The sequence below is a fragment of the Micromonospora sp. KC606 genome (genome assembly GCF_004348675.1).
Lineage (GTDB): Bacteria > Actinomycetota > Actinomycetes > Mycobacteriales > Micromonosporaceae > Micromonospora.
Genome location: NZ_SMKN01000203.1, coordinates 1 through 10,405, shown reverse-complemented (window position 1 = coordinate 10,405; position 10,405 = coordinate 1). Strand labels below are relative to the sequence as shown.

Annotated in this window: 11 protein-coding genes, 2 pseudogenes and 1 riboswitch; of the genes and pseudogenes, 9 read left to right on the top strand and 4 right to left on the bottom strand. The window is 72.8% G+C overall.

Annotated features, from left to right (window positions below; all coding sequences use genetic code 11):
• A pseudogene (locus E1193_RS32595) lies at positions 1–181 on the top strand (hypothetical protein); the annotation flags it as partial.
• A gap of 153 nt (positions 182–334) precedes the next feature.
• On the opposite strand, the gene E1193_RS25960 reads toward E1193_RS32595, so the two are convergent.
• The 3 genes from E1193_RS25960 to E1193_RS25950 all read right to left on the bottom strand — a co-directional run bounded on the left by E1193_RS25960 (position 335) and on the right by E1193_RS25950 (position 3,227).
• Positions 335–1,135 carry an energy-coupling factor transporter transmembrane component T gene (locus tag E1193_RS25960; protein WP_132185810.1) on the bottom strand — a complete coding sequence of 267 codons (801 nt, stop codon included), beginning with the start codon at positions 1,133–1,135 and terminating at the stop codon, positions 335–337.
• Positions 1,132–2,547 carry an ABC transporter ATP-binding protein gene (locus E1193_RS25955; RefSeq protein ID WP_132185809.1) on the bottom strand — a complete coding sequence of 472 codons (1,416 nt, stop codon included), beginning with the start codon at positions 2,545–2,547 and terminating at the stop codon, positions 1,132–1,134. Before E1193_RS25955 ends, E1193_RS25960 begins: the two co-directional genes overlap by 4 nt.
• Positions 2,548–2,642: 95 nt before the next feature.
• On the bottom strand, positions 2,643–3,227 hold the full coding sequence (locus tag E1193_RS25950) for an ECF transporter S component (protein WP_132185808.1): 585 nt from the start codon (positions 3,225–3,227) through the stop codon (positions 2,643–2,645).
• A gap of 74 nt (positions 3,228–3,301) precedes the next feature.
• Positions 3,302–3,408: riboswitch (TPP riboswitch) on the bottom strand.
• A gap of 106 nt (positions 3,409–3,514) precedes the next feature.
• Between E1193_RS25950 and E1193_RS25945 the strand changes: the two genes are divergently transcribed.
• The 3 genes from E1193_RS25945 to E1193_RS33430 are packed head-to-tail and all read left to right on the top strand — an operon-like array spanning position 3,515 to position 4,981.
• The gene (locus tag E1193_RS25945) at positions 3,515–4,390 is read left to right on the top strand and encodes an alpha/beta hydrolase (RefSeq protein ID WP_132185807.1); all 876 of its coding nucleotides are present in this window, start codon (positions 3,515–3,517) and stop codon (positions 4,388–4,390) included.
• On the top strand, positions 4,387–4,617 hold the full coding sequence (locus E1193_RS25940; protein ID WP_243707903.1) for an SIS domain-containing protein: 231 nt from the start codon (positions 4,387–4,389) through the stop codon (positions 4,615–4,617). The genes E1193_RS25945 and E1193_RS25940 overlap by 4 nt, the downstream gene beginning before the upstream one ends.
• A 55-nt stretch (positions 4,618–4,672) precedes the next feature.
• A complete protein-coding gene (locus tag E1193_RS33430) occupies positions 4,673–4,981 on the top strand; it encodes a hypothetical protein (RefSeq protein WP_243707904.1) in 309 nt (102 codons plus the stop codon).
• Here the strand turns inward: E1193_RS33430 and E1193_RS33425 are convergent.
• Positions 4,919–5,284, bottom strand: a pseudogene (locus E1193_RS33425) (transposase); the annotation flags it as partial. The gene E1193_RS33430 and the pseudogene E1193_RS33425 sit on opposite strands and share 63 nt — an antisense overlap.
• Before the next feature lie 412 nt (positions 5,285–5,696).
• Between E1193_RS33425 and E1193_RS25925 the strand changes: the two are divergent.
• From E1193_RS25925 to E1193_RS25910, 5 genes are all read left to right on the top strand, one after another.
• Positions 5,697–6,833 carry an ABC transporter substrate-binding protein gene (locus E1193_RS25925; RefSeq protein ID WP_207922866.1) on the top strand — a complete coding sequence of 379 codons (1,137 nt, stop codon included), beginning with the start codon at positions 5,697–5,699 and terminating at the stop codon, positions 6,831–6,833.
• Positions 6,834–6,981: 148 nt separating this feature from the next.
• Positions 6,982–7,143 carry a hypothetical protein gene (locus E1193_RS32105; protein ID WP_165945828.1) on the top strand — a complete coding sequence of 54 codons (162 nt, stop codon included), beginning with the start codon at positions 6,982–6,984 and terminating at the stop codon, positions 7,141–7,143.
• 63 nt (positions 7,144–7,206) lie between these two features.
• Complete coding sequence (locus tag E1193_RS25920; protein WP_243707902.1) at positions 7,207–7,452, top strand: hypothetical protein; 246 nt, start codon at positions 7,207–7,209, stop codon at positions 7,450–7,452.
• 84 nt (positions 7,453–7,536) lie between these two features.
• Positions 7,537–8,079, top strand: a complete 543-nt coding sequence (locus tag E1193_RS25915) for a DUF6328 family protein (protein WP_132185804.1) — start codon at positions 7,537–7,539, stop codon at positions 8,077–8,079.
• 101 nt (positions 8,080–8,180) lie between these two features.
• On the top strand, positions 8,181–10,151 hold the full coding sequence (locus E1193_RS25910; RefSeq protein WP_132185803.1) for an acyl-CoA dehydrogenase family protein: 1,971 nt from the start codon (positions 8,181–8,183) through the stop codon (positions 10,149–10,151).
• Positions 10,152–10,405 lie beyond the last annotated feature (254 nt).

Here is a 10,405-nt window from a genome sequence, read left to right as displayed (position 1 = left end):
ACCCGACACGCTCGCCGTGACACCCGCCACCCCGGCCGCCCTGCCCGACGGCCGTTCCGAGCGGCCCGTCGCGGCCCCGGCCCCGGCGACCCCGCCGCCCTCGTGGGCGGGCCGGTCGGTCCGCGGTGGCTCTACCTCCGCCCGGGCACAGTCCCGCCGGTACGCCTTCCGGCGCAGCTGACCGGCCACGACGGCCGGTGGTGGCGGCCGGCGCCGGCGGTGGCAGCCGTGGGCGCCGGCTGTCGTCGGCGGCTGCGCCGGGGCGGCCGTCGGTCCGGCTGTCGTCGGCGGCGCCCGGCCGGGTCGTGGTCGCGGCGCGGGCGGGAACCTCCGGTCAGCCGAGCAGCGGGCGGAAGGTGCCCAGTGCGACGCTGACCGCCAACGCCCCGCCGGCCAGCACCGTCGCGCCCGCCAGCAGCAGCCAGTCGGCGGTGCCGAAGTGCTGCCGGCGGGCGACCGTCCGGGGGGTGCCGGCGTCGAAGCCCCGGGCGTCCATCGCCACCGCGAGCCGGGTGCCCCGCCGGATAGCGCCCACCAGCAGCGCGAACGCGGTCGAGACGAAGAGCCTCAGTTTCGCCACCGGGTTGCGGCCGGCGTCCACACCGCGCGCCCGACGGGCCATCGAGAGCATCTGCCACTCCTGCCCGAGCAGCGGCACCAGCCGGAACGCGGCCAGCGCGCCGATGGCGAACCGGGCGGGAGCCTTCGCGTTCTGGATCAGCGCGTCGGCCAGGTCGGTGGGGTCGGTGGTGGCGAAGACGATCACCCCGGGCAGCGCCACCGCGAACATTCGCAGCACCAGGCCGAGCGCGGTGACCAGCACTCCCTCGGTCACCAGGACCGGGCCGGCGTCCAGCAGCACGCGGCCGGAGCGGTCGGCGGCGAACAGCACCAGCGTGACCACGATCCCGGCACCGCCGGCCAGCAGCGGCAGCGCCCGCCGGGCCAGCAGCCGGTACCGGATGCCGAACAGGGGCAGCAGCGCCAGTTCGGTGGCGATCGCGATCGCCGGGGCCACCGGGTCCAGGGTGGCCACCAGGATGATCGAGAACACCAGCGCGGCGGCGAGTTTCGCCACCGGGTTGCGTCGGGCCAGCGGCGCGTGGGGCGACGCGACGGGTTCCACCCCGATCATGGCCGCCGCAGGTTGACCGTGCGGTCGGCCAGGGCGGCGACGAAGTCCGCGTCGTGGGTGACCGTGACGACGCCGTGGCCGTCGTCCCGCAGGTCGGCGAAGAGGTCCACCAGCTCCCGCCAGGTCCGCCGGTCCTGCCCGAAGGTCGGCTCGTCGCAGATCAGCAGGCGGGGCGCGGTGGCCAGCGCGGTCGCCACGCTCAACCGCCGTGCCTCCCCGCCGGAGAGGGTGTACGGGTTGGCGGCGGCCAGGCTGGCCAGCCGGAGGCGCTCCAGCAGCGCGTCCACCGTGGCCCGTACCGTCGGCTCCGGCTGACCTGTGCGGCGCGGCCCGAGCGCCAGCTCCTCGAAGACGGTGCCGGTGACGAACTGGTGTTCCGGGTCCTGGAAGACCGAGCCGATCCGGCGGGCCAGCGCCGGGGCCGGCCAGCGGTGCGGGGGCGTGCGGGCAGCCTTTCCGGCCAGCGCGGCGGTCGCCGACACCCGGCCGGTGCCCGGGCGGAGCAGCCCGCCGAGCAGGAGGGCGAGGGTGGACTTGCCGGCCCCGTTGGGGCCGAGGACGGCCAGCGCCTCGCCGGCGCGTACCGCAAGGTCGGTGGGGGCCAGCCGGGGCGGCAGGCCGAGCCGGTCGGCGGCGAGCAGCACCTGCCCGGCGGGTGTGGTGGCGTGCCGGGGCGGCGTGGTGCGGCCCGGCACCCAGACCCCGTCGGCGTCGAGCGCGTCGCCGTGCGCGGCGAAGACCGCCTCGGGTGGGCCGTCGGCGCGGACTCCGCCGCCCGGCTCCAGCACCACCACCCGGTCGACCAGCGGCAGCGCGTCGGCGATCCGGTGTTCGACCAGGATCAGGGTGGTGTCGGCGTCCAGCGCGTCGGTGACCGCCCGCCGGACCAGGTCGGCGCCGGCCGGGTCGAGATTGGCGGTCGGTTCGTCGAGCAGCAGCAGACTGGGGCGCAGCGCCAGCGCGCCGGCCAGGGCGAGGCGTTGCTGCTCGCCGCCGGAGAGGGCGGCGGTGGGCCGGTCCCGGTGGTACGGGAAGCCGACCCGGCGCAGCGCGGTGTCCACCCGGGGCCAGATGGCCTCGGTCGGCACCCCGCGGTTCTCCAGCCCGAATGCCACGTCGTCCCCGCAGCGGGCCATCACCAGCTGGGACTCCGGGTCCTGGAAGACGACGCCGACCCGCTCGCGTGCGGTGCGCGGGTCCAGGCCGTCGATCTCGACGCTGCCCTCCCGCTCGCCGGAGTCCAGCGGCAGCAGCCCGGCCAGTGCCCCCAGCAGCGTGCTCTTGCCGGCCCCCGACGGCCCCAGCAGCAGCACCCGCTCCCCGGCCTCGACAGCCAGGTCGACCCCGCGTACCGCCCACCGCCTGCGCCCCGCGTGCCGCCACCCGAACCCCCGCAACCGCACCGCGCTCACCGCCGTCCCCCCATCTCACAGATCATGAGGTTGACGGCGGCATCCGCGATCCGTATCGCCGCCAACTTCATGATCAACGCGGGCCGGTGGGTGGGTCAGATGGCGGGGCGGTTGCGGCCGGCGGGAAAGCGGTCCAGAACGCCGGTGTCGGCCAGGGCGCGGGTCAGGTACCAGCCGCCGATGCCGGCGACGACCAGCGAACTGACGGCGGTGATCAGAATGTACGGCAGACGGAAGCTGCCCCACGCCGTCCCTGGATACCAGACGAACACGTCATAGACAGCCGCGGCGATGCCGGCCAGCGTGCCGGCCAGGAGCGCCGTCGGCATCGTGAAGACGCGGTACCCGACCGCTGCGAAGACCAACTCGGCCGCAGCCGCCTCGATCGGCCCCTGGACGGCGAGAGTCCAGCCCCAGGCGCTGCCGAGGGCCACGGAGACCAGTGCGGCCAGGGTCAGGGTGAAGAACGCGGCCCCCGGCTTCCGCACGACCAGTGCGCCGAGCACGGCCGGCACCAGCCACACGCCGTAGATGACGGCGCGGCCGGGCAGGGGAATCGCCTCGGCGGGGCCGTTCCACAGGAGGTTCCAGGCCCAGAAGATGACGCCGAAGGCCACTCCCAACACTGCCGCGACGACAATGTCGATGGTGCGCCACCGGTTGCTGTCGGTGTGCTGCATGCTGTGCTCCCAGTCCAATGATCGAACCAGGAGAAGACGCACGCCGCGCCCGGTGGTCGCCGGACGGCGGCGCGGCTGGAGGTCGACCGAACTCCCTGCGCTGGCATTACCCAGATCAGGTTCGAGGGTCTGCGGGCGGCTGCCCGCACTCTCAGCGCTGTGCGCTCCCCTGTCGGAGGTGAAGTTGTCTGGCCCAGACGCTAGCACCGACCTGCGGCAACGGCCCAGCCGGTGACCGGCGCGGGCGACGCACGACGACACGCGGCCGGGTCGGTAGGGTGGCGATCATGCGGGTCGAGGCGCGAGGGCTGACGTTCGAGGTACGCACCGGCGGCCCGGAGGGCGGCGAACCCGTCCTCCTTCTGCACGGTTTTCCCCAGCACGGCGGCGAGTGGGACGACGTGACGCCGGCGCTGCACGCCGCCGGCCTGCGCACGTACGCGCCGGACCAGCGGGGCTACTCGCCGGGCGCCCGCCCGGACGAGGTGTCCGCCTACCGGGTGCCCGAGCTGGTCGCCGACGCGGTGGCGCTGCTCGACGCCCTCGGGGCCGAGGCGGCCCACGTCGTCGGGCACGACTGGGGCGCGGTCGTCGCCTGGGTCCTGGCGGCGCGGCACCCGGAGCGGGTCCGGACGCTGACCGCCGTCTCCGTCCCGCACCCGGCCGCCTTCGGGTACGCCCTGGCGAACGACCCGAAGCAGAAGGCCCGATCCTCGTACATGGTGCTGTTCCGCCAGCCGGGCAAGGCGGAGAAGGTCCTGCTCGCGTTGCGGGCGACCGCCCTGCGCAGAATGCTCTCCGGCGTCGGCGACGCCGCCCGGGTCGCCCGGTACGCCGACCCGATGCGCGAGCCGGGCGCGTTGACCGGCGCGCTGAACTGGTACCGGGCCATGTCCCCGAAGGACTTCGCCACCGCCGGGCCGGTCGCCGTGCCGACCACCTACGTCTGGAGCGACAAGGACGCCGCGATCGGCCGGACCGCCGCCGAGGCGTGTGCCCGGCACGTGACGGGGGAGTACCACTTCGTCGAGCTGGCCGGCATCACCCACTGGATTCCCGACGAGGCGCCGGCCCCGCTGGTCGAGGCGATCCTGGCCCGGGTACGCGGCCTCGGCCGCCCGGACGGGACGAGTGGCGGCGGCGAGGGGGCGGAGCGGGCATGACGGTGAGCGTCGAGGGCTACCTGGCGGTGGTCACCGAGACGACTGGCCGGGTGGCCGCCGGCCAGCGCGAGGCCGTCGGCCGGGCCGTCGACCTGCTGGCCGAGGCGCTGCGGGCCGACGGTGTGATCCACGCCTTCGGCACCGGTCACTCCGAGGCCCTGGCGATGGAGATCGCGGGTGCAGGATGTGCTCCGGTGGTAGCGGTGTGGCGAGGACGAAGGCGTTGAGGAGTCGGCGGATCTCGGCGACGGTCAGCGCGATGATCTCCGGGTCGGTGTCGGGTTGCTGGGCGGCGAGGATGGTCAGGACGGCCGGGGCGAGCATGGCCAGGGTGACGTGGCGGTGCCAGCCGGTCCAGCCGCGGACTTGGTAGTGGAGCTGATTTCGCGCCGGGCCGCAACTGTGCGGCTGCCACTCGGCGGTGGGGATCCGCTCGGCGACCTCGTCAACCCGGATGAGGGTGCGGCCGTCGTTGACGTGCACGCGTCGGTCGCAGCCGACGGCCAGGACGTAGCCGATTCCGCGTTGCTCGAGGTCATTGCGCACTCCGGGGTCGGCGCCGTAGACCTCATCACCGGTCACCCAACCTGACACACCGGCGTGTAACGCAGCGGCGATCATCTGCCGGGCCAAGGCCGGCTTCGTAGCGAACTCGATATCGTCCGGCACACCGGCGGCGGTGAGACGGTCGGGCCGGTCGCACCAGGTCGTCTCCGGCAGGTAGAGCCTGCGGTCGCCGACGAGGAGGGCGGCAGGCCGCCGTCGTCGGCGGTGCGCCAGCGCAGGCGGCCTGCCGCGTCGCGGTAGTAGTTCTGGACGACGATCTGCCGCAACGCCTCGGTCTGCGGGCCCGGCCGGTATCCCGTGCCGCCGCGCACGCTTTCGCCAGCACATGCCGCGGCCTGCCCTGACAGCATGCCAGGGCCCTGCGTTTCTCGGATGTCCGGTTGATCGTGTGATGCCGCAGAGGGCGAGGAAGCGGTGGCGTTCGGTGTGGGCTCGGCATCCGGCGGTGGGGCTCGCCGTCTACGTCAACCGGACCAATTTCTCGCGAACCGGGCAAACTCCTGCTCTGCCCTCTCCATGGCCTGTCCCTGTCAGAAGTAGGAAGACCGCTCGTAGGGAAAGCAGTGGCTGGTTGCCGGTGGCGAATAGCGGCAGGATCGCCACCACGTCCGGTGGTTCGTCCGAGTACCGAAGACTCTGTACGGACCACGCGCTACCTGCACTCGGCACACGCCCCAATTATGGCCCGTGCCCATGGTGCCGGGTCTCGTGCTTCCCCCAGTAGAGAGGTCTTTCCTACATGTCCAGCTTCCTCAGCAGGCGACGCGTCCTCGCCGCGGGCGCGGGTGCCGCCCTCGGTCTCGCTGCCGCTGCGGCTCCGGCCACAGCCTCTCCTTCCGCGCCCCGGCGCGCCTCCGGCCCCGAGGAGACCAGGACGCTCGACGAGCTGCACCAGGCCGCCCTCGCCGAGGGCGGCAAGCTCGTGCTATACGCCGGCGGTGACAGGCCGAACCAGTGGGACTTCATCGCGGCGGGCTTCACCCGGCGTTTCCCGGGCATCGACATGACGATTATCACGGACTACAGCAAATTCCACGACGTCCGTGTCGACAACCAGCTCGCAACCGGCAGCCTCGTCCCCGACCTCGTCCAGCTGCAGACCTTGCACGACTTCGCGCGCTGGAAGGAGCAAGGCCATCTGCTGCGCTACAAGCCCGCCGGGTTCTCCAAGCTGCACCACCGCTTCCGGGACCCGCAGGGCGCCTGGGTGGCGGGCGCGGTGATCGGCTTCAGCTTCATGTACGGCACGGCGGCGGTCGGTTCGGACGCGCCGCGCACTCCGCTCGACCTGGTCGACCCGAAGTGGAAGGGGAAGATCGCCTCGTCGTACCCGCATGACGACGACGGGGTCCTGTATCTCTACAAGCTGTACGCCGAGCGGTACGGCTGGGACTGGGTGGCCCGGCTGGCCGCACAGGACGTGCAGTTCGCGCGGGGCACCGATTCACCGGAGGAAGCGGTGAACGGCGGCCAGGCGGCGATCGGTGTCGGCGGGGCGGGGTCGCTGACGGCGCCGGCGTCGGAGCCCGTGCAGTGGACGGTGGCCGACGGGCATCCGTTCATGGCGTGGGGGCAGCGCCTCGCGATCCTGAAACAGGCCAAGAGCCCGACCGCGGCCAAGCTCTACATCAACTGGGTGCTGTCCGCCGAACGGCAGCAAAGAGCCTTCAACGGCTGGTCGGTACGGACCGACGTCACTCCCGCGGGCGGGCTGAAGCCGATCTGGGAGTACCCGAATGCCCACCTGGACGGCTTCCCCCGCTTCATGGCCGACCGTGCCGAAGTGGAGCGCTGGAAGCAGACGTTCGCCCTGTACTTCGGCGAGGTCAAGGGCGACCCCACGCCGGGCTGGCTCGGGCTGCACCCCGGAGCGTGACCATGGGCGGGGCCGCAGGTCCTCCGCTGGACGCTGCACAGAGGCGAGGCCGGGACAATGGCTGCCGTGACGGAGGTCGAGTGGAGAGCGTCTCTCGCCGAGTTCGTGCGTATCCGGGCGGCGGGCGCAGCCGGTGGGGAGCGCGGCCATGGCGATCGTAAGACAGATCATCGAAATACCTGCGCTTGTGGAGACGCTTCGCAAGAATGCTGACCGCCCGAGCAATCCCCGCCAGCTGTCGCTGATCGTCGGGCGGCGTCCTGAGCCCGGACAGGCCGTCGCTCGCGACTACTACTCCAACGTCACTTGATCTGTCGGCTGGCTTGGTGACCGAGTCTGCGCTGGTAGTGGGATCGTCGGGCTCGGGCTTGGGATGTTCGCCGCCAGATCGACCAGCCGGGCCGGCGGCCTGGTGCCGACCAATCGGATCGCCTTGCGGGGCAACTCCGGCGTCAACGGCACGATGGTGGAGTTCGCGTCCCTGGCGAAGGAGCGCGGTCACCGGCTGGTGGCGATCACCTCGGCGCAGCACTCCGGGCGGATGACCTCCTGGCATCCGTCCGCGCACGACGCCGCGCTGGAGGCCCGGTACGCGGGGCGGATCCGCCGGGGTTCCTGAGCTGGTTTCGCGCGTGCCGTGACGGGGCAACAGCGTTGCTGCCGGCGGTCCGTCCCGTCGGTACCGTCTTACCGGAGGTGGCGCGTGTCTAGGGAATCCGAGCGGCAGCGCTGGCAGCGTAACTTCGCCGACCTCCTCCAGGAGTTGCGCGTCGCGCAGACCGGGGTGCAGATCCTCTTCGCCTTCCTGCTGACCCTGCCGTTCAGCTCCGGCTTTCCCCGGGCCAGCGACTTCCAGAAGGACATCTACGTCGTCTCGCTGCTGTCGGCGGCGGCGGCCACGGCGGCGATCATCTCGCCGGTGGCCTTCCACCGGGCCCTGTTCCGGCAGGGCCGCAAGCCGGAACTGGTGCGTTTCGCCCATCGGATGGCCACCGCCGGGCTGGCCTTCATGCTGATCGCGATGGTCAGCGCGGTGCTGCTGATCACCGACTTCATCCTCGACCGGTCGATCGCCTTCGTGCTCAGCGGGATCACCGCGCTGTGGTTGCTGGCCCTCTGGGTGCTTCTGCCGTTCGCCCGCCGCAACTGGGGCGAGGACGATGACGATGACGACGATGACGACGATGACGACAACCCGCGGGCCCTCGTCGCCGAACGTCCCGCCGGGCCGGTCACGAGCCGGTAAATCGGACGTGCACGCAAGGCTACCTCTGGGTAACACCCGGGGGTAGCGTTGCTCGTGTCGAGCACGTCGACGCATCCGGACCGAGGTTCGAGGGGGCAGCCGTGACCGCGACACACAACAGCCGATCCACCTCCGAGGGCGTCGGGCCACTGCCCGGCGAGGCGGGGCAGGTCTCCGAAAAGGAGGCCCGCCAGGTCGCCGAGGCCGCCCGGGAGATCGCCTGGGACCGGCCCAGCTTCGGCAAGGAGCTGTTCCTCGGCCGCTTCCGGCTCGATCTGATCAACCCGTGGCCCCGCTCCGATCCGGCGGACGCCGCGCGGGCCGAGGAGTTCCTCGCCGCGTTCGAGGCGTACCTTCGCTCCGAGGTGGACGGCGCCGCCATCGAACGGGACGCCCGGATCCCCGACGAGGTCTTCCACGGGCTCGCCCGGCTCGGCGCCTTCGGCATGAAGATCGACCGGAGGTACGGCGGGCTCGGACTGAGCAACCTGCACTACTGCCGCGCGCTGATGTTGGCTGGTTCGGTCAGCCCGGCGGTCGGGGCGCTGCTCTCCGCCCACCAGTCCATCGGCGTGCCGCAGCCGCTGAAGATGTTCGGCACCGACGAGCAGAAGCAGCGGTTCCTGCCCCGGCTCGCCGCCGGCGAGGTCTCCGCGTTCCTGCTCACCGAGCCGGACGTGGGCTCCGACCCGGCCCGGCTCGCCACCCTCGCCGAGCCCACCCCCGACGGCGCCGGCTACCGGCTCAACGGGGTCAAGCTCTGGGCCACCAACGGCACCGTCGCCACCCTGCTGGTGGTGATGGCCCGGGTGCCCGCCGCCGAGGGCCGGCGTGGCGGCATCACCGCCTTCGTGGTCGACGGTGACAGCGCGGGCATCACCGTCGAGCGGCGCAACGCCTTCGCCGGCCTGCGCGGCCTGGAGAACAGCGTCACCCGCTTCCACGACGTCTTCGTGCCGAAGGAGAACGTCATCGGCGGCGAGGGCAAGGGCCTCAAGATCGCCCTGACCACGTTGAACACCGGGCGGTTGTCGCTGCCGGCGATGTGCGTCGGCGCCGGCAAGTGGGCGTTGCACGTGGCCCGGGAGTGGGCCGCCGACCGGGTGCAGTGGGGCCGGCCGGTCGGCGAGCACGAGGCGGTTGCCCAGAAGCTCGCCTTCATGGCCGCCACCACGTACGGCATGGAGACCATGCTGGACCTCTGCTGCCTGCTCGCCGACGACGACCGCAACGACATCCGGATCGAGGCGGCGCTGGTGAAGCTCTACGCCAGCGAGATGGCCTGGGAGATCGGCGACGAACTGGTCCAGATCCGGGGCGGGCGCGGCTACGAGACGGCCGAGTCGCTCGCCGCCCGGGGCGAACGACCGGCCGCCGTCGAGCAGCTCGTCCGCGACCTGCGGATCAACCGGATCTTCGAGGGCTCGACCGAGATCATGCACCTGCTGATCGCCCGGGAGGCCGTTGACGCCCACCTCTCCGTCGCCGGCGACATCGTCGATCCGGACGCCGACCTGGGCCGCAAGGCGAGGGCGGGCGCCAGGGCCGGAGCGTTCTACGCCAGGTGGCTGCCCACCCTCGCCGTCGGCCGGGGACAGCGCCCCAAGGCGTACGCCGAGTTCGGCCCGCTCGCCGGGCATCTCCGCCATGTCGAGCGGTGCAGCCGCAAACTGGCCCGGTCGACGTTCTACGCGATGTCCCGCTGGCAGGGGAAGATGGAGCGCAAGCAGGCCTTCCTCGGCCGGGTGGTGGACATCGGCGCGGAGTTGTTCGCGATGAGCGCGGTCTGCGTCCGGGCGTACGCCGAGAAGGACACCCGCCCGGAGAACGTCGAGCTGGCCGACCTGTTCTGCCGGCAGGCCCGGGTCCGGGTGGAGCAGCTCTTCACCGCCCTGTGGGAGAACACCGACTCCGTCGACGTGGCCGCCGCGAAGCGGATCCTCGCCGGCCGGTACGCCAGCCTGGAAGGGGGTGTGGTCACCCCACCGGCAGACGCCCCGTGGGTGGCCCGTTGGCAGCCCGGCCCTGCGACCGTTCCGGATGTACGTCGCCGCATCCCACCACCGCGCTGACCCCACCGACAGCGTGTCCGCCGGCGCGGCTTCCGTGGCCGGCCTCCGCCGGCCGGTCCGGGCGTTGGCGGCCCGGTCCGCCGGCCCCGGCCCGGCCGCCGGCCCCGGACCCCGGCCGCCGGCCCCGGACCCCGGCCGCCGGCCGGGGTCCGGACTGGCTCGCGGCTTGCGGCGGGGTGCGGTATTGGCTCGTGTGGAGGCCGCGATGTGCCGCAAGCTGCGGCGGGGGGGAGTGCGCTCGCGGGGGTGTGTGC